Consider the following 23,947-nt stretch of genomic DNA (forward strand, 5'->3'; position numbering starts at 1 on the left):
GCCGCAGAGGGACCAGACGTTGCACCCGAGGACTAATCGCCCGGCGGCGCCGTCGGCAGAGCGAGTTTCTCGTCGGGCTTGGCGCGCAGTACGTCGTCGACGTACGAGCGGGCGGCCTGCATCGTGTCGACCTCGTGGCCGGCCTGCTCGGACAGGAACCAGCGGTGCTCGAGCACCTCGTGGAACACCTCGGCGGGCTCCAGCTTGCGGTTCAGGTCGCGCGGGACCGAGCGGACCACCGGCTCGAACACGTCGGTCAGCCACTGGTGCGCGACGATCTCCTCGTCCTCGTTCTGCTGGTCGGTCGCGGCGGCGTACGAGTCGAGGTCGTTGAGCAGCCGGCGGGCCTGGTTCTCCTCGACGTCCAGGCCGGTCAGCCGCAGCAGCCGGCGGGAGTGGTGACCGGCGTCGACGACCTTCGGCTGGATCCGGACCTGGCTGCCGTCCCAGTCGGTGATGATGTCGATCTCGGCGACGTCGAAGCCGAGCTCGTTCAGCCGCCGGATCCGCGAGTCCAGCCGGTGCATCTCGTCGGTGGCGAACTCCTCCGGCGCGGTCAGCTCGGCCCACAGCGCTTCGTACCGGTCGTTGATCGACTTGACGGTCTCCTGCGGGTCGATGTCGGCGTCGAGCAGGCCGCCTTCCTGCAGGTCGAGGAACTCGCCGAACAGGTTGATCTCCGCCGTGTAGAGGTCGTGCGCGCGCTGGCCGTCGGAGATGTCCTGGTGCAGCTCGCCGGTCTCGGCGTCGACCAGGTACGCCGCGAAGGCGCCCGCGTCGCGGCGGAACAGCGTGTTCGACAGCGAGCAGTCGCCCCAGAAGAAGCCGAGCAGGTGCAGCCGGACGATCAGCGCGACCAGCGCGTCGATCAGCCGGTTCACGGTGTCCGGCCGGAGTGTGCTGGAGAACAACGCCCGGTACGGCAGGGAGAACTGCAGGTGGCGGGTGACCAGGATCGAGTCGAGCGGTTCGCCGTTCTTGTCCAACCGGTCGGTGATCACGCCGACCGGTTCGACCGAGGGGGAGTCGAGCCGCTCGAGGTCGCGCAGCAGCCGGTACTCGTGCATGGCGAGGTGCTCCATCACCTCCTTGATCGCGTAGACGCTGCCGTTCACCCGGACGAAGCGGACCACGTGCCGGGAGATACCGCGCGGCAGCGCGACCAGCTGGTCCTCGGGCCAGTCCTCCAGCGGGACGTCCCAAGGCAGTGCGAGCAGACCGGTGTCCGGGCGGGTGGCGACAAAACGAGGCACGGCACCAGTGTGTCAGTTCCGCCGGGGGGAAGGTCGAGCCCGCAGTTGGGCGAGACGGAGATCGGCAGCGGTTCGAACGCAAGTGAACGCAAATACTTGCGGAATGTGGCGTAGAGTTTGCGTCATGACTCGACGACTTGCTGAGGTGGCGAAGAAGGTCGGCGTCAGTGAGGCGACCGTGAGCCGGGTGCTGAACGGCAAGCCCGGCGTGTCCGAGGCGACCCGGGAAGCGGTGCTCACCGCGCTCGACGTGCTCGGCTACGAGCGGCCGACCCAGCTGCGCGGCGATCGCGCAAGACTTGTCGGCCTGGTGCTGCCCGAGCTGCAGAACCCGATCTTCCCGGCGTTCGCCGAAGTGGTCGGCGGCGCGCTCGCGCAGCAAGGTTTCACCTCCTTGCTGTGCACCCGGACGGTCGGCGGCGTGTCCGAGGCCGACTACGTCGATCTGCTGCTCCAGCAGCAGGTCTCCGGGGTGGTGTTCGCCGGTGGGTTCTACGCCCAGGCCGACGCGCCGCACGCGCACTACGAGCTGATCCAGGAACGCCGGCTGCCGACCGTGCTGGTCAACGCCGCGGTCGACCACCTGGGCTTCCCGCAGGTCTCGTCCGACGACTTCGTCGCCGCCGAGATGGCGATCGGGCACCTGCGCGCGCTCGGGCACCAGAAGATCGGGCTCGTGCTCGGTCCGCGCGACCACATCCCGTCGCGGCGCAAGCTCGAGGCGTTCATGGGCTCGCCCGAGGCGGATCCGTCGCTGGTCGAGCACACCATGTTCTCGCTGGAGGGCGGCCACGCGGCCGCGACCCGGCTGGTCAAGCACGGCGTCACCGGCATCGTCTGCGCCAGCGACATCCTCGCCCTCGGCGCGATCCGCGCGGTCCGCCGGGCCGGACTGCAGGTGCCCGACGACGTCTCGGTGATCGGGTACGACGACTCGGCGATGATGAACTGCACCGACCCGCCGCTGACCACCGTCCGCCAGCCGATCGACGCGATGGGCCGGGCGGCTGTCGACATGCTGGTCGCGCTGATCGAGCGCGCCTCGGTCCCCGCCGACGAACTGCTCTTCGAGCCCGAACTGGTGGTCCGCGCCTCGACCGCCCGCCTGAAGACCGCCGCCGTCCCCGCCTGAGCCGCCCGAGGCTCAACGCGTCGAGCCGTCCTGAGGAATAGAAGCCCTTCACTGCGCGATTGTTAAGACGACCGGTCATTTTGCGAGCGAAGGGAAACTGTGATGAACGAACTGCTGACCAAGGTCCTCGAGGCCCACGGCGGCCTCGGCAACTGGTCCACCGTCAAGGGCCTGACCGTGAAGCTGTCCCTGGACGGCCCGTTCTGGGACGGCGTCGGCTGGCCCGGGATCCGCCGGCAGCAGACGTTGTCAGTCGACGCCCGTCACGAGCGCACCCGGCTGACCCCCTTCGTCGGCGAGGACGAGGTCGCGACGTACGAGAGTGCGCCCGAGCTGGTCCGGGTCGTCGCCGCCGACGGCTCCGTGCTCGGCAAGTCGGACGACCCGCGGCCGACGTACCCGGAGTACACGCCGGAGGCCAAGTGGGACCGGGTGCAGCTGGCCTACTTCACCGCCACCGCGAACTGGAACTACTTCGTCGAGCCGTTCCTGTTCACCTACCCCGGCGTGCACGCCGAGGAGATCGAGCCGTGGCAGGAGGGTGACGAGACCTGGCGCCGGCTGCGGGTGACCTTCCCCGCGAACCTGCCCAACCACAACTCCGAGCAGACCTTCTACTACGACGACCGGTTCCTGCTGCGCCGGATGGACTACGCGCCCGAGGTCACCGGCGACGCTCCGATCGCGCACTACGTGCACGACCCGGTGACCGTCGACGGTCTGGTTTTCTACCGCAAGCGCGTGGTGCACCTGCGCGCCGAGGACGGCACCGCCGACCGCAGCTGGGCACCGATCGAGATCGGCGCCGACGAGGTCGTCGTCGAGCGCGACTGACAACGGCGGACAACAGCGCGGTGTCGACGACGACGCGCTGTGAGCGCCTGATCACCAAGGGATGGAGCGGCTGCGATTCGCTCCATCCCTTTGCTCTACCCAGCAGTTCCGCTCGAAAGTCTCTTTTTTGCAACTAGTGATCGAAGTATTGCGCTGATCCGGTCAGGTTGCCTACGGTACGGACCACATCAAGGGGCGGGACTCGCCCTCGGCCGTTTCGAGAAGGGCAGATCGATGAGGACAACGAGCCACCGCAGGGCACTCGGCCTGTTGCTCGTGGCGGGACTGGGGCTGACAGCCGCGTCCTGCGGATCGGGGGACGACGAACCGGCCGCGCAGAGTTCCGGCGGCGCCGACCAGAAGGTGACGATCACCGTCGGCTGCCAGCCGCCGAAGAGCAACCCGAAGGAACGGGCCGGCTGGGACGAGGACGTCGCGGAGTTCCAGAAGCTGCACCCGAACATCACGATCGAGAGCAAGGACGCCTTCCCCTGCATCAACCCCGACACCTTCCAGGCCAAGCTGGCCGGCGGCACCCAGGAGGACGTCTTCTACGTCTACTACACCGACGTCCAGAAGATCATCAAGGCCAAGCAGGCCGCCGACATCTCCGAGTACGTCGGCAGCGTGAAGGCGCTCAAGGACGTCCGCCCGGACGTGCAGGGCGTGTTCAAGGACGGCGACAAGACCTACGGCGTCCCGCGGAACAACTACAACATGGGCCTGGTCTACAACCGCAAGCTCTTCACCCAGGCCGGCCTCGACCCCGACGCCCCGCCGAAGACCTGGGCCGAGGTCCAGCAGGCCGCGAAGAAGATCGCGGGCCTCGGCGCCGGCTACGTCGGCTTCGGTGAGTACTCCGCCGGCAACACCGGCGGCTGGCACTTCGCCGCCTCGCTGTACGCCCGCGGCGGCTCGATGGTCAGCGAGGACGGCAAGAGCGCGGCGTTCAACAGCGCCGAGGGCAAGGCCGTGCTGGAGAACCTCAAGCAGATGCGCTGGAACGACAACTCCATGGGCAGCAAGCAGTTGCTGCAGTGGGAGGACCTGATGCGCATGATGGGCTCGGGCAAGCTCGGCATGATGATCGGCGCGCCGGACGTCGTGCAGTCGGTGAACAACGACTTCCAGGGCAAGTTCGAGGACTACGGCGTGACCGCGGTGCCGGAGTCCGAGGGCAAGGCCTCGCTGTCCGGTGGTGACGGCTACATGTTCAACCCGAAGGCGTCGCCGGACAAGATCAAGGCCGGCCTGCTCTGGCTCGAGTTCCACGAACTCACCCCTGGTGAGGGCCAGTTCAACTACGAGCGCGCCAAGGCCCAGGGCCGTCCGGTCGGCCTGCCGATCCCGGACCTGTACGGCGACAGCGCGCCGGGCAAGCAGATCACCGAGCTGCGGAAGAAGTTCGCCACCGTGCCGGTCGAGCACTTCACGCCGTACGTGAACGCGCAGGCGAGCATCACCAACAAGCTCGAGCCGCCGAAGGCGCAGGAGCTGTACGCCGTGCTCGACGTCGCCATGTCGGCCGTGCTGACCCGCAAGGACGCCGACATCGACAAGCTGCTGGCCGACGCCGAGGGCAAGGCGAACAAGATCCTCGCCAAGAACACCTGATGGCCTCAACGACCGCCAGACCGCCGGTGCGCCGTTCCCTCGAGCAGGGAGCGGCGCGCCGCGCGGTCGGCCGGAACCTCACGGCGTACGGGTTCCTGTGCGGGGCGCTGATCTGTTTCGCCTTCTTCTCCTGGTACCCGATGATCCGGGAGATCGTGCTGAGTTTTCAGCAGACCAACTTCGTCGACCCGCCGCAGTGGGTCGGGCTGGACAACTTCCGGACCGTGTTCGCCGACCCGGCGTTCCGGTCCGCCTGGCTGAACACCGCGGCGTTCAGCGGGCTGGCCCTGGTGGTCGGCTACGTGATCCCGTTCGTGCTCGCCGTCGTGCTCAACGAGCTGCGGCACGCCAAGGCGTACCTGCGGTTCGTCGTCTATCTGCCGGTGATGCTGCCCCCGGCGGTCGGGGTGCTGCTGTTCAAGTGGTTCTACGACCCGGGCGCGGGCCTGTTCAACCAGATCCTCGACGTCTTCCGCATCCCGCCGCTGGCCTGGCTCGACTCGACCAGTACGGCGCTGATCTCGCTGGTGATCGTCTCGACCTGGATGAACCTCGGCACCGGCACGCTGATCTACCTGGCTGCCCTGCAGTCCATCCCTGGCGACCTCTACGAGTCCGCCGAGCTGGACGGCGCCGGCCTGTTCCGCCGGGTCTGGCACGTCACCGTGCCGCAGACCAAGCTGATCCTGCTGGTGATGCTGCTGCTCCAGATCGTCGCCACCATGCAGGTGTTCATCGAGCCGTACCTGCTGACCGGTGGCGGACCGGAGAACGCGACCGTCACCGTGGCCTACCTGATGTACCAGTACGCCTTCAACTTCGGTGACTTCGGCGGCGGTGGTGCGCTCGGCCTGATGCTGATGGTCGTGCTGATCGTCTTCTCCGCGTTCTACCTGCGCGTCTCGCGTGACAACGAAGGTGGCCGATGACAACGACACTGCAACCACAACCGGTGCTCCCGGCAACCACTTCCGAGCCGGCTGCGCAGCCGAGAAAGAAGCGGCGCAAGGGCACGGCGTACGAGACCCGGACCCTGGTCTCCCCGCTGTCGCTGCGGAGCTGGCACGGCAAGCTGGTCTACTGGACCGTCCTGGTCGTCGTGGTGATCGGCTTCACGCTGGCCTTCGTGTTCCCGCTGTACTGGATGGTGACCGGCGCGCTGAAGTCGCCGGACGAGCTCGCGCAGATCCCGCCGAGCTTCTTCCCCAAGGAGTACGACTTCGGCGTCTACGCCGAGGCGTGGAACCAGCTGCAGCTCGGCGTCTTCCTGCGCAACACCGCCCTGTACGCCGGCGGCGCGTGGCTGTTCACGCTGGCGATCGACGTGACCGCGGCGTACGCGTTGTCGAAGCTGCGGCCGCTGTTCGGCAAGCTGATCCTCGGCCTGATGCTGGCCACGCTGATGATCCCGCCGATGGTGCTGCTGCTGCCGACGTACCTGGTCGCCAAGGACGTGCCGATCTTCGGGTTCAACCTGCTCAACACCCCGTGGGCGATCTGGCTGCCGGCCGCCGCGAACGGGTTCTTCATCTTCCTGCTCAAGCGGTTCTTCGACTCGATCCCGCGCGAACTGCTGGAGGCGGCCGAGATCGACGGCGCCTCGCCGGTCCGGATCCTGTGGTCGATCGTGCTGCCGGTGTCCCGGCCGATTCTCGGCGTGGTGTCGATCCTGTCGGTGGTCACGGTCTGGAAGGACTTCGTCTGGCCGCTGCTGGTGCTGCCGGAGACCGACAAGATGTCGATCAGCGTCGGCATCGCGTCGCTGTCGGCCCAGATGCCACAGAACGTGCTGATCGCGTCGCTGGTGATCGCCAGCCTGCCGACCATTCTGGTCTTTTTCCTGTTCCAGCGCAGCATCATGGCGGGGCTGACCGCCGGCAGCCTCAAGGGCTGATCCCACCACCCACACCAAGGAGAAGGCATGTCGGAAACATGGTGGCGCGGAGCCGCGATCTACCAGGTGTACCTGCGGAGCTTTGCCGACGGCAACGGTGACGGGATCGGCGACCTGGCCGGCCTGCGGGCCAAGCTGCCCTACCTGGCCGATCTCGGCGTCGACGCGATCTGGCTGAACCCGTGGTACCCGTCGCCGATGGCCGACGGCGGGTACGACGTGGCCGACTACCGCGCGATCGAGCCGAGCTTCGGCACGCTGGCCGAGGCCGAGGCCTACATCGAGGAAGCCCACGCGCTCGGTATCGCGACGATCATCGACATCGTGCCCAACCACGGATCCGACCAGCAGGACTGGTTCGTCCAGGCGCTGGCGGCCGGTCCCGGGTCGCCGGAGCGGGAGAGGTTCCTGTTCCGGCCGGGGCGCGAGGGCGGGCTGCCGCCGAACGACTGGCAGTCGATCTTCGCCGGCCCGGCCTGGACGCAGGTACCGGACGGGGAGTGGTACCTGCACCTGTTCGCTCCCGAGCAGCCGGACTTCAACTGGCGCAACCCCGAGGTGGTCGAGGAGTTCCACGCCATCCTGCGGTTCTGGCTGGACCGCGGCGTGGACGGCATCCGGATCGACAGCGCCGCCGTACTGTTCAAGGACCTGGACAGCGTCGAGGAGTCCTACACCGACCACGACGAGGTGCACGAGGTGTACCGCGGCTGGCGCGCGATCACCGACTCCTACCAGGGCCGGTTCCTGGTGGGGGAGATGTGGATGCCGGACCAGGAGCGGTTCGCGCTCTACCTGCGCCCGGACGAGATGCAGACCGCGTTCAACTTCGACTTCCTGTCCCGGCCGTGGGACGCCGACGAGTTGCGCGCGTCGATCGACCTGACCCTGACCACGCACGTCCCGATCGGCGCGCCGCCGACCTGGGTGCTGTCGAACCACGACGTCACCCGCCCGGTCACCAAGTACGGCCGCCCGGACACGTCGTTCTCGCACCAGGACCGCAAGCACGGTATGCCGACCGACCTCGTGCTCGGCGAACGCCGGGCCCGCGCCGCCGCCCTGCTGGCGATGGCGTTGCCCGGCGGCCTGTACGTCTACCAGGGCGAGGAACTCGGCCTCCCCGAGGTCGAGGATCTGCCCGACGAACTGCTGCAAGACCCCATCTTCGCCCGCTCCGGCGGCACCGACCGCGGCCGCGACGGCTGCCGGGTCCCGATCCCGTGGTCCGGCCAGGAACCGCCGTTCGGCTTCGGCACCGGTACGCCGTGGTTGCCGCAACCCGCCGACTGGAAGAACCTCACCGTCGAGTCCCAGCAGGCCGACCAGAACTCGATGCTCGCCCTCTACCGCGACGGCCTGCGGATCCGCCGTACCGACCTCGGCGACGGCACGCTCACCTGGCTCGACTCCGCCCCCGGCGTACTCGCCTTCCACCGCGACTCAGGCCTGACCTGCGTCGTCAACCTCACCACGGACCCGATCGACCTCCCGACCCACACCGAGATCCTGCTCACCAGCTCCCCCCTGGAGGAAGGCCGCCTGCCTTCCGACACCACCGCCTGGATCCGCTAGTAGCAGACAGCGCCGCACGTGGGTCGCGCCGGCGCCCACGTGCGGTGTCGTACGTCATCAACTGCTAGGTCGAGGGACGTCGATTTGGCCCCACTGATTACGCCGGCCCTGTACGTGCGCTGCTACGAGGTCGGCGATCCAGTTCGCCCGTTCCGTGAGCTCGTCGGGGATCTGGCGCTCGTTCGCTGCGGAACGAAAGGCATCAGGGATGCGTCTGCGGACGGCCTGCGCTCGGCTGATCGACTCGTCGCTGCTGAGCCCGAGACGCTGACCCACGACGGCCCAGTCCTTGTCCGAGACCGCAGCCATCTCCCAGGTGCTGCCGATCTTCATGGCCGATCTCAAACCAGGTTCTTGGTCGTAGGGCAGGATCGAAGCGACATCGTAGAGAGGAGCGAGACGCACCGCACGGGCGCTGAGCAGGACGGAGAAGTTCTTGGCGTGTGCGTCTGTCGCCGCGATCGCGACATTGAAGACCACGTAGTCGAACATCCTGCGCAGGTTCTCGCGTCGTTCCTTGCCAGAACCGCTGGCAAGGAGCAGATCGCCGATCTCCCGGAGGCCCGGCCCACCGTCGGATTGGTACTTCTTGCTCGGCGGTATCGAAAGCGCCTGGCAGATGTCTTCTTGGTGCAGCCGACGCCACCGTCCGGTTGAGTCACGAATGCGGTCGTATCTGTGGGAGACCAGCACTTCGTACCGGTCGCTCGCCAGCAGTTCCGTGGTCGCTGCGGGGAGGTCACACAACTGCGCTGCTCTGAGGCAGAGATGCTCGTTCAGGTGGTGACCTCGGTAGTTCGGCATCGACGGTTTGAGAATGTGAGTTGTCGGCGTCGAGTCGCAGGGAACGCCCCAGCGTCCTTCGGGGGAGCGGAAGAGCGCGATCTTGCTCTGCGCTCCGGCCAGACTCCATCGACCTGCACGTTCGCCGGGATCCCAGGTGTCGGGGCTTCGGGCCAGTTCGGCCAGTGTCTCGTCCATGACCTGCTCGTCCATCCAATCGATGTCACCCTGGCGATTCGCCGCATCGTCGGATGCGATCTCCAGGGGCAGGATCTGGACGGCGCCGGCGGCGTCCCGGCCGATGTTTCTCAGCAGCGCGAAGGGGTTGTTCGCAGAGACGTCGTATTTGCGGCCAATCCGCTGCAGAGCTGCCGGGCTGTCCGGGAGCAGGCCGGAGATGAAGGAGTGGACCGACCTGTGTGAGTGTGTGGTCCTGCCCTTCGGCATCGACAGCGACAGCGGGATGGAGGCGGGAGCCGTTCGGTAGCTCTCGTCGTAGACGAAGGAGAGCCGTCCCTGGGAACTCTGCTGGAGGGTTCCGGTGAGAACTCCGTCCAGATAGAGCGCCAACTGATCCTCAGCCATCGCTGAACCGTCCCGGACCGGGCTCCTCGTCTGCGGGTGATCGCTCAGCAAGGTTCGAGAAGACCTGGTCCCAGGCCGCTTCGGTCTCGTCCTGCCGACTCGAGTCGGTCTCCTCTGTCGTCAGGGATACCCCAGCCGCCTCCAGCGTGTCGAGCACCAGTTGAGCTTCCAATCGAGGATGACCTTGCTCGAGACGGACCAGCCATTCGCGCGACACTCCCGCGCGGCGGGCCAGTTCGACCTGCGTCAGTCCCCGTTTGGCCCGTGCCTCCCGGACCGCTGATCCCAGATCCCTGACTGTGTGGACCTGCATGGTTCGACCCCTTCATGTGGCAGTACATCCACATTAGCAAATGTGGATGTACTGCCACAATTGCTAATGTTGCCGTACGACCACTTTTCTAAATGTGGGCGTACGGCAACATCAGTACTGAGTGTGGCTGTCAGCGGGGCTGCTCCGTGAGGGGGGTGAAGCGGCGCAGGCGCAGGCTGTTGGTGACGACGAAGACCGAGCTGAACGCCATCGCCGCGCCGGCGAGCATCGGGTTCAGCAGGCCGGCGGCGGCCAGCGGGATCGCGGCGACGTTGTAGGCGAAGGCCCAGAACAGGTTGCCCTTGATCGTGCCGAGCGTACGCCGGGCCAGCCGGATCGCGTCCGCCGCCGAGCGGAGGTCGCCGCGGACCAGGGTCAGGTCGCTCGCCTCGATCGCGACGTCGGTGCCGGTCCCCATGCTCAGGCCGAGGTCGGCCTGGGCCAGGGCGGCCGCGTCGTTCACGCCGTCGCCGACCATTGCGACCACGCGGCCCTGGTCCTGCAGCTTCTTCACCGCGTCGACCTTGTCGGCCGGCAGCACCTCGGCGATCACCTCGTCGATCCCGACCTCGGCGGCGACCTTGCGGGCGACCGCCTCGTTGTCGCCGGTCAGCAGCACCGGCTTGAGGCCCAGAGAGCGCAACTGCCGGATCGCCTCCGCCGAGGTCGGCTTCACGGTGTCGGCGATGACCAGCACGGCCCGCGCCTTGCCGTCCCAGCCGACCGCGACCGCCGTACTGCCCTCGGACTCGGCGTGCCGCTTGGCCTCCGCGAGCTCGTCCGGCAGGTACTGACTCCAGTCCTCCAGCAACCGCGTTCGGCCGACCAGTACGGCGTGACCGTCGACGATGCCCTGCACACCAAGGCCTTCGACGTTGCCGAAGTCCTCGACCGGCGGCAGCGTGCCCACCTCGTCAGTGGCGCCCTGGACCACGGCCTGGGCGATCGGGTGCTCGCTGGAATCCTCCAGCGCGCCCGCCAGCCGCAGGACCTCGGCTCGCTGCTCACCATCGGCCAGCAGTACGTCGACCAGCTCCATCCGCCCGGTCGTCACAGTCCCCGTCTTGTCCAGTACGACGGTGTCGATGCGCTGCGTCGACTCCAGCACCTCCGGGCCCTTGATCAGGATGCCGAGCTGCGCACCCCGGCCGGTCCCGACCATCAGCGCGGTCGGCGTGGCCAGCCCGAGCGCACACGGGCAGGCGATGATCAGCACCGCGACGGCGGCGGTGAACGCCACCTCGACCGCGGAACCGTTGCCCAGCCAGAACCCGAGCGTGAGCAGGGACAGGCCGATCACGATCGGGACGAAGATGCCCGAGATCCGGTCGGCCAGCCGCTGGACGGCGGCCTTGCCGTTCTGCGCGTCCTCGACCAGCCGGGCCATCTGCGCCAGCTGGGTGTCGGCGCCGATCCGGGTGGCCCGGACGACGAGCCGGCCGCCCGCGTTCACGGTGGCGCCGACGACCGCGTCGCCCTCGCCGACCTCGACCGGCACGGACTCGCCGGTCAGCATCGACGCGTCGACCGCGCTGCTGCCGGTGACGATCACGCCGTCGGTGGCGATCTTCTCGCCCGGCCGGACGACGAACTCGTCGCCGACGACCAGCTGGTCGGCCGGGATCCGCCGTTCGGTGCCGTCGCGCAGCACGGCGACGTCCTTGGCGCCCAGCTCCATCAAGGCCCTCAGCGCGGCCCCGGAGCGACGCTTGGCGCGCGCCTCGAAGTACCGGCCGGCCAGGATGAACGTCGTGACGCCGGCCGCGACCTCGAGGTAGATCTCCTCGGCGCCGCCGCCACGGGACGGGATCAGCGTGAACGGCATCTTCATCCCGGGCTCGCCGGCCCCGCCGAGGAACAGCGCGTACAGCGACCACAGGAACGAGCTGACCACGCCCAGCGAGATCAGCGTGTCCATCGTCGCGGCGCCGTGCCGCAGGTTGGTCCAGGCGGCTTTGTGGAACGGCCAGGCCGCCCAGGTCACCACCGGCGCGGCGAGCGTCAGCGACGCCCACTGCCAGAAGTCGAACTGCAGGGCCGGAATCATGCCCAGGGCAATCACCGGTACGGCGAGCGCGATGCTGGTGTAGAGCCTTTCCCGCAAGGGCTTCAGCTCGTCAGGGGCGTCCTGCTCCGCGTCGGCCGAGGCGGGCGGGGCCGGCAGCGCGGCGGTGTAGCCGGTGGCCTCGACGGTGGCGACCAGGTCGTCGGTGGTGATGCCGTCGGCGTAGGTGACCTTGGCCTTCTCGGTGGAGTAGTTCACCGTCGCGGTGACGCCGTCCATCCGGTTCAGCTTCTTCTCGACCCGGGCGGCACAGGAGGCGCAGGTCATGCCACCGATGATCAGTTCGACGGACTGCCCGGTTTCTGGCGTAGTCATGAGTGCCTCCTCTCAGTGGCCGTGCGGGGTGGTGGCGTGGCCGGGGGTGGTGGTGCTGCTCGGCAGCGTCTTCGGCGGGACGATCGCCGTACCGTCGGTGCCGACCTTGACGGTGAACTCGGCGGTGCGCACCGTTCCGGCGTGCTGGAAGTCCAGGAACAGCGAGTACGTGCCGGCGGTCGGGAAGGTGGTACCGAAGGTGATCTGCGGCCCGCCCTTCGTGCCGGGCTTGGCCTCTTCGGCCGGGTGGTTGTGCAGGTAGGCCAGGTCGCCGCCGCGCAGCGAGACCAGGTGGCCGAAGGCCCCGAGGTAGGGCTGCAGGTCGGTGACCGGCTTGCCGTTCTTGCTGACGGCAAAGGTCAGCTCGGACTCCTTGCCCGCTTCGGGCTTTCCGGCCAGCGTCACGTCGTACCCGTCGATGCTGAACACGCTGGCCGGCTCGTTCAGCGGAACCGGGACGTAGAGGCCGGACACGTTGACGTCCGTGCCGAGCGTCAGGGTGTCGTCGTAGCCGGCCGGCTGGAAGTCGGCGTACAGGCGCCAGGTGCCGCCCGCGGTGAAGGTGAACGGGATCGACCAGGTGCCGTCGGCGGCCATCGTCGGGTGCACGTGGTGGAAGCCGGACAGGTCCCGCCGGACGACGATCAGGTGCAGGTCCTTCTCGTGCGTCTTGGTGTACTTCGTGACCGGCTTGCCGTCCGGGCCCTGGATCGTGAACCGGAGCTGGGTCTGCTGCGACGGCTGGAAGAACGTGGTCGCCGGGACGAACGTGTAGCCGGCCTGGGACACGGCGAGGCCGGGCGGCTGAGCGTCCGCCTCGTCGCCGTGTCCCTCGCCGTGACCGGCGGCCGGCTCGGACGGATTCGAGGCCGGGTCGGTCATGCCGTCCATTCCGCCCATGCCGTCCTTGCCCTGGGCCGGGGCCTGGGCGGGTTCGGCTGCCGCGATCGGGTCGATCGCGGAGCCGATCGCGAAGGCGCCGGCGAAGGCCAGCGCCAGTACGCCGGCGAACGCGCCGAGCCGGAGCGCGACAGCCCGGCTCATGCCGTCGCGCCCTGGGTGCCGGCGAGCTCGTAGCCCGCCTCGTCGACGGCGTCGCGGACGGCGGTCTCGTCGAGCGCCGACTCGCTGGTGACCCGGACGGCGGAGGTGCCACCGGCGTTCAGGTCGATGCTGACGTCCTGGACGCCGGGCAGCTTGCTGAGCTCCTCGGTGACCGCGGCGGTGCAGTGGCCGCAGGTCATCCCGGAGACGGCGTAGGTGGTGGTCGTCATCGTTGGTTCTCCTTCTAGGTTTGCTGGGGGTGGGTCAGCTGCGGACCAGGCGGGCGATCGCGTCGGAGGCCTCGCGGACCTTCTCCTCGGCCTCCGGACCGCCCCGCTGAGCGGCCTCGACCACGCAGTGCGACAGGTGCTCTTCGAGCAGCTCGAGCGAGAACGACTGCAGCGCCTTCGTGGCCGCCGACACCTGGGTCAGGATGTCGATGCAGTACTTGTCCTCCTCGACCATCCGCTGCAGCCCGCGGACCTGTCCTTCGATCCGGCGCAGCCGCTTCAGGTGGCTGGACTTCTCGCTGGTGTACCCGTGCACGGTCGGCTGGTCGCTCATCGTGGTCCCTCTTCCCTCACTGCTACCCCCAGGGGGTATCTCGACTCTCCAGAACTTACCCCCTTGGGGTATCGGAGCGCAACCCCTGGAGCATACCCAGTGGGGGTAATCACACCAGCGGGCCGGAGGGGTCGACGCGGCGCCACGCGGCTGATGGATCGATCCAACGCTCACCCGGCCAACAAAAGTGGCAGGGTGAGCGTCTCATCGCGTTACGGACCCGGGGCACCGTGGGCCGGGAGCAACCAGAAGGGGCGGCATGACGGACCTGGCGATCAGTACGCGGGGGTTGCGCAAGACCTACCGCACCCGGCGCGGCAAGCGGGTGGTCGCGGTGCGGGGCCTCGACCTGGACGTGCCGGTGGGTGGGGTGCACGGGTTCCTCGGCCCGAACGGTTCGGGCAAGACCACCTCGATCCGGATGCTGCTCGGGCTGGTCCGCGCCGACGCGGGCGCGATGGCGCTGTTCGGGCGGCCGGTGCCCGAGCACCTGCCCGAGGTGGTGTCGCGGATCGGGGCGATCGTCGAGTCGCCGAAGTTCTTCCCGGCCTTCACCGGCCGCAAGAACCTGGAGCTGCTCGCGGACGCGATCGGCGCGCCGCGCCGCCGGGTCGGCGAAGTGCTGGACGAGACCTCGCTCGGCGAGCGCGGTAAGGACCGGTTCAAGACCTACTCGCTCGGGATGAAGCAGCGGCTGGCGATCGCCGCGACGCTGCTCAAGGAGCCCGACCTGCTGATCTTCGACGAGCCGACCAACGGCCTCGACCCGGCCGGCATCCGGGAGATCCGCGAGACGATGCGGTCGCTCGGCGAGCAGGGCCGCACGGTGCTGGTCAGCAGCCACATCCTGGCCGAGGTCGAGCAGGTCGCCGACACCGTCTCGATCATCGGGCACGGCCGGTTGCTGGCCTCCGGGCCGGTCTCGGAGGTGATCGGCGGCACCGGCAAGACCACGGTCAAGCTGGCGATCGACGACCGGGAGACCGCCACCTCGGTGCTCACCGCGGCCGGACTGACGGTACGGGCCGAAGGCAACTACCTGTTCGTGGACGGCGCACCCGACCCGGCCGACATCACCCGGCGGCTGGCCCAGCGCGAGCTGTACGTCGCGGAGCTGGTGCCGGTACGGGCCGACCTGGAGTCGGTGTTCCTGGAGCTGACGGCCGACGAGGGCCTGGCCGCCGGCGACGACACGATCGGAGGTCGGCAGTGATCCGGCTGACGGGAGTCGAGCTGCGACGGTTGGTCGCGCGCCGGCTCGTGATGCTCGGGGTGGTCGCGGTGCTCGGCGTCACGGTGCTGATGCTCGCCGCGACCTGGTGGAACGCGCGGCCGCTTTCGGCGGAGCAACAGCAGCAGAACAAGGTCCAGTTCGAGCAGGCGCACGCCGACTGGGAGAAGAACCACGAGAAGTACGAGAAGGAGTGCCGCGACGCCTACGCCTCCCAGCCGGACCCGAAGCCGTCCGTCGAGGAGATGTGCACCTACCAGGAGCCGAAGCTGTCGGAGTGGGGCAAGCCGACTCCGTCGTTCGTCGAGGTGATGCCCGAACTGCTGCAGGCATCGGCGTACCTGCTGGCGTTCGCCGCCTTCCTGATCGGCGCGAGCTTCGTCGGTGCCGAGTTCAGCAGCGGGTCGATCGGCAACTGGCTGACCTTCGAACCCCGGCGCCTTCGGGTCTACGGGAGCAAGCTGTCCGCGCTCGCGGTCGGTGCGGTCCCGGTCGCGGTGGTGACGCTCGCGCTGCTGCTCGGCGGGACGTACCTCATCATCGCGCAGATGGGCGTGACCACCGGGACCACCGGCGAAGTCTGGGGCGACCTGCTGGAGATGTCCGGCCGGGCGATGGTGATCGCAGCGGTGGCCGGCGCGATCGGCGGCGTACTGGCCCTGCTGCTGCGGCACACGGCGGCCGCGATCGGCGTGATCATGGGCTACGTCGTGCTGGTCGAAGGCATCTTCGGCAGCGTGCTGGTCTCGGCCCAGCCCTGGCTGGCCCGGCTGAACTTCGACGCCTGGGTGATGCACGGTACGACGTACTACGTGCAGAAGTGCACGACCGGCAGCGACGGCTCGTACATCTGTGAGTCGGTCGAGAAGACGCTCAGCTTCGAGCACGGCGCCTGGTATCTCGGCATCGGGGCGGTGCTGCTGATCGCGCTCGGCGCGGTGGTCTTCAACCGGCGCGACGTGAACTGACACCGCGACACGAACTGACACCGCGACACGAAAACGCCGGCCCCGGGTTCGCACCCGGGGCCGGCGTTTGTCGTACTGGCGTGACGGTCAGGCCGTCAGGCGCTCCTCCGTGGAGGCGGAGAACAGGTGCAGCTTGTCCGGCAGCGCCGCCAGGTGGATGGTCGAACCCTTCTCGACCGGCATCCGGGCGTCGATCCGGGCGACGATCTGCTGGTGCTCGTTGTTGTGCTCGGCGGTGCCGTACAGGTACGCGTCGGCACCGAGCTCCTCGACCACGGCGACGTGGACCGGCAGGCCCTGGTCGGCGACCTTGAACGCCTCCGGCCGGACGCCCAGGGTCAGCGTCTTGTCGTTGCCGGCCTTGGCCAGCAGGCTGCGCTCGAGCGGGACGACGTAGTCGCCCAGCTTCGCGCCGTTCTCGGTGATGTCCGCCTCGAGCAGGTTCATCGCGGGCGAGCCGATGAAGCCGGCGACGAACTTGTTCTTCGGGTGGTCGTAGAGGTTCAGCGGGGTGTCGACCTGCTGCAGCAGTCCGTCCTTCAGAACGGCGACCCGGTCGCCCATCGTCATGGCCTCGACCTGGTCGTGGGTGACGTAGACGGTGGTGACACCGAGGCGCTGCTGCAGCTCGGCGATCTGCGTACGGGTCTGCACCCGCAGCTTGGCATCGAGGTTCGACAGCGGCTCGTCCATCAGGAAGACTTGCGGGTTACGCACGATCGCGCGGCCCATGGCGACGCGCTGGCGCTGACCACCGGACAGGGCCTTCGGCTTGCGGTCCAGGTACTCCTCGAGGCCGAGCAGCTTGGCGGCCTCCTGGACACGCTTGGCGCGGTCCTCCTTGGAGACACCCTGCATCTTCAGCGCGAAGCCCATGTTGTCGGCGACCGACATGTGCGGGTAGAGCGCGTAGTTCTGGAACACCATCGCGATGTCCCGCTCTTTCGGCGGCCGGTGCGTGACGTCGCGGTCGCCGATGTAGATGGAGCCCTCGTTGACCTCTTCGAGGCCGGCGAGCATCCGCAGCGAGGTGGACTTACCGCAGCCGGACGGGCCGACCAGAACCATGAACTCGCCGTCCTCGATCTCGAGGTTCAGCTTGTCGACGGCGGGCTTCTCCGAGCCGGGGTAGACCCGGGTCGCAGCCTTGAAAGACACAGTGGCCATGACGATTCAATCCCTTCACCGGCAGGAACGTGCCGGACGATCCGTAGTAAAGGCCCCCGGGCGGGGGTGCGCCCATCCTGACCTGCCGAGCAGCTCCTGACAAGGTTTGTGCCGGAAGAGGTGTGCGCAGTGTTCACCTTCTGGACAGGTCTGCGCAGCCGGAGTCTGCAAGATCTTGCAGGTTCTTGCTGCAAGACACCGGGCGGCTGGGTAGGGTGACCCGTCGTGAGCAGCAGAGCGAGGCTGGCGGACATCGCGGTCAAGGCCGGGGTCAGTGAGGCGACGGTGTCCCGGGTGCTGAACGGGAAACCCGGCGTGGCCGAGGAGACCCGGCAGTCGGTGCTGACCGCGCTCGACGTGCTGGGCTTCGAACGCCCGACCAGGCTGGTCCGCCGGTCGGCCGGCCTGATCGGCCTGGTGATGCCGGAGCTGATCAACCCGATCTTCCCGGCGTTCGCCCAGGTGATCGAGTCGGCGCTGTCACAGCGCGGCTTCACGCCGGTGCTGTGCACCCAGTCGCCGTCGGGCGCCACCGAGGAGGAGTACGTCGAGATGCTGCTCGAGCGCGGCGTCTCCGGCATCATCTTCGTCTCCGGCCTGCATGCCGACACCGGCGCCGACCACGCCCGCTACCAGGCCCTGGTCGAGCGCAGCCTGCCGGTCGTGTTCGTCAACGGCTGGCTGCCCGGGGTCAGCGCCCCCTTCATCTCCTCCGACGAGTACGCCGCCACCGAGCTGGCCGTCTCGCATCTGGTTGCCCTCGGCCACCGCCGGATCGGCTTCACCTCCGGCCCCGAGCGCTTCATCGTCGTCCAGCGCAAGCTCGCCGGTTACCGCACCGCGCTGAAGGCCCAGCTGGGTTTGCCCGACCACGAGATCGACGAGCTGGTGGAGCTCAGCGTGTTCGGTGTCGAAGGGGGCCAGGCCGCGGCCCAACGCCTGCTGGACATCGGCGCCACCGCGGTCGTCTGTGGCTCGGACATGATGGCCCTCGGCGTCATCCGCGCCGCCCGCCAGCGCGGCCTCGCCGTACCCACGGACCTGTCGGTGGTCGGCTACGACGACGCCCCGATGATGGAGTTCACCGACCCGCCGATGACGACGGTCCGCCAGCCCGTCCAGGCGATGGCGCTGGCCGCCGTCCAGTCCCTGCTGGACGAGGTCAGAGGCCACAGCACGCCCCGAACCGAGTTCCTGTTCCGCCCAGAACTGGTGGTCCGCAACAGCACCGGCCCGGTCCGCGGGTAGGACAGGGACGCCGGCGTCAGGTAACCGGTACGACGGTGTAGCCGCGTTCGCGGATGGCGTCGAAGCAGCGGTCGCGGACGTCGTCGGAGGGGAAGCTCGCGATCACCCGTTTGGTGACCAGGTCGAACTCGGGCGGGGCGACGCCGAGTTCGCCGAGTGCGCGGGTGATGGTCCGGGTGCAATGACTGCAGGTCATGTCGGGGACCTCGAACACCTCGCTGATCGACGCCGGAATCTCCTTCGCCGCGACGGCCGCGGTCGGCACGACCTCGACCAGGTCCGCGAGGTGGACGAAGGTCTCGACGAAGGCCTGCGCGACGAGGTTCAGCACGCTCGCGCGGTGGCCGTCGACCTCGTGCGTCACCTGGGCCGGGCAGCGTGGACGTTCGCCGGACGCCAGACCGGCGTACTGGGCGGCGCTGGACGGCGTGGTGCCGTGACCGTCGTCGAGCAGCGTCTCGAGCTCGACGTTCGCGGCGCGAGCGCGTTCGGCGAGGGCGCGGGCCTTCTCGAGCTGCGCGTCCTTCAACGCTCGCAGGGCGATCGTGGTGTCGACCGAGTAGCGCACCTGGCCGGCGTACGTGATGAAGGAGGCGGGGATGATGCCGCGCCGGTAGGTGGTCGCCTGCAGACTCCAGTACCAGGTGCCGGCGACGGTCCGGAAGACGCCGCTGTCCAGCAGCGCCCGGGCGAACTCGGCCGGCGTCGTGCAGGTTGTCTGCCCGGCCAGGTACGCGTGCTGGACCAGCGTCTTCGCGGCGGCGTCGACGCCGGTCCGGAAGATGTCGAGCGGGACCCGGTCGGTCGTCGTCGCGGCGAGGATCGCCCGCTCGTCCCGGGTCAGTGCGGCGGTACGGCGGGCCAGCGCCGCGCTGCCGGCGAGCATTCGCCACAACGCGAGCGCCGCTTCGCGCGCGAGCACCGGAACCGTCGCGCCGAGCGGCCCGGTGTGCGCCACGTTGACGATGCCGTCGCTGTCGCGCCACGTGATGCGCGCGGAGGCCGAGGTGACCAGGTACGTCGGGCAGGGCTGGAGGTAGCGCAGTACGTACGAGAGTTGCCCGGCGGTCAGATGACTGCCACCCGCCGGGCGCAACACCTCTTCGCGGAACTCGATCGAACGACGATCTCCGAGCGCGGGCGCGATCGGCCGAAGCAGATCGTCGCCGGCCAGGCCGAACAGGATCCGCGCCGCCGCGGCCCGGTCGTACGAGGAGTGCGGACGCAGCGGATCAGTCAGCATCGACGCCCTCCCGGCGGCCGGTCCCGTCACTACGAGTGTAGGAACGACACGCGGCGTGACGTCCGGTCGTTCGGCGTGTCCGTCCGGACCAGGAGAACGGACGCGCCGTGGGGCGGGCGGCGCGTCCGTGGTCCGGGAGTGGACTCCGGCCCGGAACCGTCCCCTGCCGGGCGGTTCCGGGCCGGAGCGTCAGGGGGTCAGCGGGTGGTGAAGCCGTTGGCCCAGAGCTGGTCGACGCGGGCGCGCTCGGTGGCGTCGGGGTTCGGGTTGGTGCAGGACGGGCCGGGGCCGCCGCCGGACATCAGTTCGCTGCACGGGCCGGAGTAGTGGTCGGGCAGGCCGAGTACGTGGCCGGTCTCGTGGGCGGGGATGCGCAGCGGGTCGTACTGCTGGGCCTGGGCGTGGTCCAGGAAGATGTAGCCGCGGCCGTGGCCGTCGGTGGAGGCGTACGAACCGCGCGGGTCGTTGCCCTCGGTGTAGTAGAAGTCGTAGTTGCTGCCCTCGACGAGCATGACGTTGCTGACCGACGAGTTCCAGATCTGCGTGCTCGAAGAGATCAGCGACGCGAACGACGGCGCGTCGACGGCGTACGTGACGGTGACGGCGGCGAGCTTGGTGCCGGCCTTGGCCTGTTTGGCGCGGGCCGACTTCATCACGGCGTCGTAGAACGCCTTGGTGGCGGCGGCGTGCTGCGGGGAACCGGCGTACGCGGCGATCGACGCCGGCGTGCTGGTGGCCGGCGCGGCAGCGGACTGCGCAGGGGCGGCGGTGAAGGCGGGAAGGGCCAGGGCGGCGGCGGCCAGGCCGGCGAGCGAACTCAGGACACGGCGATACGACATGGGAGGGCCTCACTCCGGATCGGTGGCGGACAGCGATCAGCGGATCACTGATCGCTACAGACCGGTAGGTAACCAAGCCGGCACCGAATCCGCAGCAGGTCGGGAAGAAGTCGGGGGTTAACCCTCGTTCACCGAGTCCCGTTCTATGACGGTCATAACCACCCACCTATGCCGGAACTACTCGCCGGGGATGCCGACGTTGAGGATCCGGGCGCCGGGTCCACGCTCGGCCAGGCGGTCGGACTTGTTGTAGAGGTTGCAGCGCTGCAGGCTCAGGCAACCGCAGCCGATGCACCCGTCCAGGTCGTCACGCAGGCGCTCGAGTTCGGCGATGCGCTCGTCGAGCCGGCTGCGCCAGGACTTGGACAGCCGGCTCCAGTCCGCACGGGTAGGGGTGCGGTCGTCGGGCAACGAGTCCAGGGCCTGCTTGATCTCCGACAACGCGAGGCCGACGCGCTGGGCGGCCTGGACGAACGCGATCCGCCGCAGCGTGCTGCGCTGGTACTGGCGCTGGTTGCCGGAGGTCCTGCGCGAGTGGATCAGACCCTGGTCCTCGTAGAACCGCAGCGCCGACGCGGCGACACCCGAGCGGCCCGCGATCTCCCCGATTGAGAGCCAGTGATCCTTGCTGGGAACGTTCTCCTGGGCCATGTCCTCACCCTAGGAGACCCACGCAAGACCTGAAGCCCCCTTGAGCCTTGGGGTGCTCCTGCTCCGACCGACGCCCACCACCGATCAAGCAGCCCGGAGCGGGTCTGCGGCGTGGCCGCTGAGCGTGGAGGTGGGCGGGTGTGGTGGGTTGATCGGTGGTGGGCGTCGGCAGGAGGGGCGCCGGCCGCTCGACGAGGCGGTTGCGGTGGGTGGTCAGGACAGCCGCGGGGACGGGGTATACTTCTTCGTGTCGGTGCGCGCGTCGCGTCACCAGAGCATTTCCCAGGCGCTCCGACCCGTCGGTTCAGCAACCCGCTGATGATTCCCCGGCGACATGGGTGCAACGCGATAGCACCCGCAGGTCGATGCCTAATCTCCTGCCAGCACGAAATGATCCGGCCACGGTTCGTGGCCGGCGTTTGCGTGTGGGCCATGATCCGGCATCGGGCCGTGACGTTGAGAGAGAGATTGCGTGTCCCAGCACCACCAGGACCAGTTTGTCCCGAACGACGGCGCCGACGCCGGTGATCGGGTGAAGAAGCCTCGGCACAAGAAGTTCCAGACCCAGTCGTACGGCGAGCGGATGGCCGCGGGCGAGGTCGCCCAGAACACCGCTGCCCGCGGCGAGAACCGGGGCGAGGTCCGCGACGACACCCGGCTCGAGCGCCGGGGCGGACCCAGCCAGTACTCCGACCGTGGTTCGCGCGACGGCGGCAACGACCGCAAGTTCGGCGAGCGCGGCACCCGTGGCGGCGGCAGCAGCAACTACCGCGGGACCGACAACCGGACCAGCGGCAGTACCGGCGGTTTCCGCCGCGACAACGACCGTCGCGACGACCGCCCGGTCACCAAGGGCTACCGCTCGGAGCGTCCGGCGCAGTCCGGCGCCGACCGCCCGGAGCGCACCGACCGGCCGCAGTACGACCGCTCGGACCGGCCGCAGTACAACCGTTCGGACCGCCCGCAGTACGAGCGCACCGACCGGCCCCAGTTCCAGCGTGGCGACAAGCCGGCCTACGAGCGCTCGGACCGCCCGCAGTACCAGCGTGCCGACCGTCCGTCGACCGACCGCAACGACCGTGGCGACCGCCCGTCGTACCAGCGGACCGAGCGCAGCGACCGGCCGCAGTACGACCGAACCGAGCGTCCGGCCTACCAGCGGACCGAGCGGACCGAGCGCCCGGAGCGGACCGAGCGCGTCGAGCGCCCGGCCCAGCCGCCGGTCGACCTCGGCACGGTTGCGGAGGGCAATGAGTTCGCCGCCCTCGGCCTCGCGCCGCGGCTGATCCAGCGGATGGCCCGCGACGGCATCACCACGCCGTTCCCGATCCAGGCCGCGACCATCCCGGACGCGCTGGCCGGCAAGGACGTGCTCGGCCGCGGTCAGACCGGTTCCGGCAAGACGCTGGGCTTCGGTCTGCCGACGCTGATGCGGCTGGCCGGTGGCCACACCGAGTCGCGCCGTCCGCGCGGCATGATCCTGGTGCCGACCCGCGAGCTGGCGATGCAGGTGCACGACGCGCTCGAGCCGCTGGCTCACGTGATGGGCGTCTCGGTCAAGCTGATCGCCGGTGGCCTGCCCTACCCGAAGCAGATCGACGCGCTGCGTCGTGGTGTCGACCTGCTGATCGCCACCCCCGGCCGGCTGATCGACCTGTGTGAGCAGGGCGCTGCCGACCTGGGCGCGGTCGAGGTCGCGGTGCTCGACGAGGCCGACCACATGTGCGACATGGGCTTCATGCCGGCGGTCACCACGCTGCTCGACATGACCCCGAAGGAAGGCCAGCGGCTGCTGTTCTCGGCGACGCTGGACAACGACGTCGACACGATCGTGAAGACCTACCTGAAGGACCCGGTCACGCACTCGACCGAGTCCGGCCAGGCCAGCGTCACCACGATGGAGCACCACCTGCTGGTGATCGAGCCGGGGCACAAGCAGTCGCTGACGGCCGAGCTGGCCAGCCGCGACGGCCGCACGATCATCTTCGTCCGCACCAAGCTGGGCGCCGACCGCGTCGCCACCCAGCTGCGTGACCGGGGCGTGATGGCGGCGGCGCTGCACGGCGGCCTGACCCAGGGCGCCCGCAACCGCACGCTCGACCAGTTCAAGGACGGTTCCGTCCCGGTGCTGGTGGCAACCGACGTCGCGGCGCGCGGTATCCACGTCGACGACGTCGGCCTGGTCGTCCAGGCCGACCCGCCGGCCGAGCACAAGGACTACCTGCACCGCGCCGGCCGTACGGCGCGCGCCGGCGGCAAGGGCGCGGTCGTCACGCTGCTCCTGCCGCACCAGCGTCGGGGCATGATCCGGATGGCCGAGTCGGCCGGTGTCGCGGCCGAGCCGGTCCGCGCCCGTCCGGGTGACGAGCTGGTGACCGAGCTGACCGGCGGCACCAAGCCGTCCGGCTACCCGGTCAAGCTGCCGGAGCCGAAGCCGAAGCGCTTCGGCAACAAGGGCGGCGGCAAGCGGTACGGCAGCAGCCGTCCGGGTGGCCGCAGCTTCGAGGGTCGTGGCGGCGACAGCCGTCGTCGTCCCGAGCGCAGCGGCAACGGCCCGCGGCGTTCCGAGGGCGGCAAGACCTACCAGCGCTGAGTCTGGGAAAAGGGCCCGGATCACCTGCACCTGCAG

General features: G+C 69.0%; 21 protein-coding genes. 10 read left to right on the forward strand and 11 right to left on the reverse strand.

From position 1 onward, the window contains the following. Nucleotides 1-32: 32 nt before the first annotated feature. A complete protein-coding gene (locus tag ACQPXM_RS05325; protein ID WP_432945348.1) occupies nucleotides 33-1,253 on the reverse strand; it encodes a DUF4032 domain-containing protein in 1,221 nt (406 codons plus the stop codon). 124 nt (nucleotides 1,254-1,377) lie between these two features. Between ACQPXM_RS05325 and ACQPXM_RS05330 the strand changes: the two genes are divergently transcribed. The 6 genes from ACQPXM_RS05330 to ACQPXM_RS05355 all read left to right on the forward strand — a co-directional run bounded on the left by ACQPXM_RS05330 (nucleotide 1,378) and on the right by ACQPXM_RS05355 (nucleotide 8,302). After that, the gene (locus ACQPXM_RS05330) at nucleotides 1,378-2,385 is read left to right on the forward strand and encodes a LacI family DNA-binding transcriptional regulator (protein ID WP_077017395.1); all 1,008 of its coding nucleotides are present in this window, start codon (nucleotides 1,378-1,380) and stop codon (nucleotides 2,383-2,385) included. A 102-nt stretch (nucleotides 2,386-2,487) separates the two neighbouring features. Then, nucleotides 2,488-3,219, forward strand: a complete 732-nt coding sequence (locus tag ACQPXM_RS05335) for a hypothetical protein (protein WP_432945350.1) — start codon at nucleotides 2,488-2,490, stop codon at nucleotides 3,217-3,219. Between the two features lie 234 nt (nucleotides 3,220-3,453). Further along, on the forward strand, nucleotides 3,454-4,833 hold the full coding sequence (locus ACQPXM_RS05340) for an ABC transporter substrate-binding protein (protein ID WP_432945352.1): 1,380 nt from the start codon (nucleotides 3,454-3,456) through the stop codon (nucleotides 4,831-4,833). Next, on the forward strand, nucleotides 4,833-5,762 hold the full coding sequence (locus ACQPXM_RS05345) for a carbohydrate ABC transporter permease (protein ID WP_432945354.1): 930 nt from the start codon (nucleotides 4,833-4,835) through the stop codon (nucleotides 5,760-5,762). Before ACQPXM_RS05340 ends, ACQPXM_RS05345 begins: the two co-directional genes overlap by 1 nt. Then, nucleotides 5,759-6,727: a carbohydrate ABC transporter permease gene (locus ACQPXM_RS05350; protein WP_432945356.1), complete on the forward strand. Its 969-nt coding sequence runs from the start codon at nucleotides 5,759-5,761 to the stop codon at nucleotides 6,725-6,727. Before ACQPXM_RS05345 ends, ACQPXM_RS05350 begins: the two co-directional genes overlap by 4 nt. A gap of 27 nt (nucleotides 6,728-6,754) precedes the next feature. Beyond that, on the forward strand, nucleotides 6,755-8,302 hold the full coding sequence (locus ACQPXM_RS05355; RefSeq protein ID WP_432945358.1) for a glycoside hydrolase family 13 protein: 1,548 nt from the start codon (nucleotides 6,755-6,757) through the stop codon (nucleotides 8,300-8,302). Nucleotides 8,303-8,359: 57 nt separating this feature from the next. Here ACQPXM_RS05355 and ACQPXM_RS05360 read toward each other — a convergent pair whose 3' ends face one another. The 6 genes from ACQPXM_RS05360 to ACQPXM_RS05385 all read right to left on the reverse strand — a co-directional run bounded on the left by ACQPXM_RS05360 (nucleotide 8,360) and on the right by ACQPXM_RS05385 (nucleotide 13,971). Further along, nucleotides 8,360-9,670, reverse strand: coding sequence for a type II toxin-antitoxin system HipA family toxin (locus tag ACQPXM_RS05360; RefSeq protein ID WP_432945360.1), 1,311 nt, complete (start codon nucleotides 9,668-9,670; stop codon nucleotides 8,360-8,362). Further along, the gene (locus tag ACQPXM_RS05365) at nucleotides 9,663-9,983 is read right to left on the reverse strand and encodes a helix-turn-helix domain-containing protein (RefSeq protein WP_432945362.1); all 321 of its coding nucleotides are present in this window, start codon (nucleotides 9,981-9,983) and stop codon (nucleotides 9,663-9,665) included. Before ACQPXM_RS05365 ends, ACQPXM_RS05360 begins: the two co-directional genes overlap by 8 nt. Nucleotides 9,984-10,113: 130 nt before the next feature. After that, on the reverse strand, nucleotides 10,114-12,363 hold the full coding sequence (locus tag ACQPXM_RS05370) for a heavy metal translocating P-type ATPase (RefSeq protein WP_432945364.1): 2,250 nt from the start codon (nucleotides 12,361-12,363) through the stop codon (nucleotides 10,114-10,116). Between the two features lie 12 nt (nucleotides 12,364-12,375). Beyond that, on the reverse strand, nucleotides 12,376-13,407 hold the full coding sequence (locus ACQPXM_RS05375) for a hypothetical protein (protein ID WP_432945366.1): 1,032 nt from the start codon (nucleotides 13,405-13,407) through the stop codon (nucleotides 12,376-12,378). Beyond that, a complete protein-coding gene (locus tag ACQPXM_RS05380) occupies nucleotides 13,404-13,637 on the reverse strand; it encodes a heavy-metal-associated domain-containing protein (RefSeq protein ID WP_432945368.1) in 234 nt (77 codons plus the stop codon). Before ACQPXM_RS05380 ends, ACQPXM_RS05375 begins: the two co-directional genes overlap by 4 nt. A 34-nt stretch (nucleotides 13,638-13,671) precedes the next feature. Beyond that, the gene (locus tag ACQPXM_RS05385; protein WP_432945370.1) at nucleotides 13,672-13,971 is read right to left on the reverse strand and encodes a metal-sensitive transcriptional regulator; all 300 of its coding nucleotides are present in this window, start codon (nucleotides 13,969-13,971) and stop codon (nucleotides 13,672-13,674) included. 259 nt (nucleotides 13,972-14,230) lie between these two features. Between ACQPXM_RS05385 and ACQPXM_RS05390 the strand changes: the two genes are divergently transcribed. Both ACQPXM_RS05390 and ACQPXM_RS05395 read left to right on the forward strand, forming a co-directional pair. After that, entirely contained in the window at nucleotides 14,231-15,184 is a 954-nt protein-coding gene (locus tag ACQPXM_RS05390; RefSeq protein WP_432945372.1) for an ABC transporter ATP-binding protein, read from the forward strand. Continuing rightward, entirely contained in the window at nucleotides 15,181-16,170 is a 990-nt protein-coding gene (locus tag ACQPXM_RS05395) for an ABC transporter permease subunit (protein WP_432945374.1), read from the forward strand. The genes ACQPXM_RS05390 and ACQPXM_RS05395 overlap by 4 nt, the downstream gene beginning before the upstream one ends. A gap of 87 nt (nucleotides 16,171-16,257) precedes the next feature. On the opposite strand, the gene ACQPXM_RS05400 is transcribed toward ACQPXM_RS05395, so the two are convergent. Beyond that, nucleotides 16,258-17,337: an ABC transporter ATP-binding protein gene (locus ACQPXM_RS05400; protein WP_432945376.1), complete on the reverse strand. Its 1,080-nt coding sequence runs from the start codon at nucleotides 17,335-17,337 to the stop codon at nucleotides 16,258-16,260. 225 nt (nucleotides 17,338-17,562) lie between these two features. On the opposite strand from ACQPXM_RS05400, the gene ACQPXM_RS05405 reads away from it, so the two are divergent. Then, a complete protein-coding gene (locus ACQPXM_RS05405; RefSeq protein ID WP_432945378.1) occupies nucleotides 17,563-18,585 on the forward strand; it encodes a LacI family DNA-binding transcriptional regulator in 1,023 nt (340 codons plus the stop codon). A 16-nt stretch (nucleotides 18,586-18,601) separates the two neighbouring features. On the opposite strand, the gene ACQPXM_RS05410 is transcribed toward ACQPXM_RS05405, so the two are convergent. The 3 genes from ACQPXM_RS05410 to soxR all read right to left on the reverse strand — a co-directional run bounded on the left by ACQPXM_RS05410 (nucleotide 18,602) and on the right by soxR (nucleotide 21,318). Then, a complete protein-coding gene (locus ACQPXM_RS05410; RefSeq protein WP_432945380.1) occupies nucleotides 18,602-19,828 on the reverse strand; it encodes a heavy-metal-associated domain-containing protein in 1,227 nt (408 codons plus the stop codon). A 197-nt stretch (nucleotides 19,829-20,025) separates the two neighbouring features. Then, nucleotides 20,026-20,667 (reverse strand): snapalysin, encoded by a 642-nt coding sequence (gene snpA, locus ACQPXM_RS05415; protein WP_432945382.1) that lies wholly within the window; start codon nucleotides 20,665-20,667, stop codon nucleotides 20,026-20,028. Between the two features lie 177 nt (nucleotides 20,668-20,844). Then, nucleotides 20,845-21,318 (reverse strand): redox-sensitive transcriptional activator SoxR, encoded by a 474-nt coding sequence (soxR, locus tag ACQPXM_RS05420; RefSeq protein WP_432945384.1) that lies wholly within the window; start codon nucleotides 21,316-21,318, stop codon nucleotides 20,845-20,847. A gap of 472 nt (nucleotides 21,319-21,790) precedes the next feature. On the opposite strand from soxR, the gene ACQPXM_RS05425 reads away from it, so the two are divergent. Then, nucleotides 21,791-23,911, forward strand: a complete 2,121-nt coding sequence (locus tag ACQPXM_RS05425) for a DEAD/DEAH box helicase (protein ID WP_432945386.1) — start codon at nucleotides 21,791-21,793, stop codon at nucleotides 23,909-23,911. Nucleotides 23,912-23,947: the final 36 nt, after the last annotated feature.

It is taken from the genome of Kribbella sp. CA-253562 (assembly GCF_050942265.1).
In the GTDB taxonomy this organism is placed as follows: Bacteria; Actinomycetota; Actinomycetes; order Propionibacteriales; family Kribbellaceae; genus Kribbella.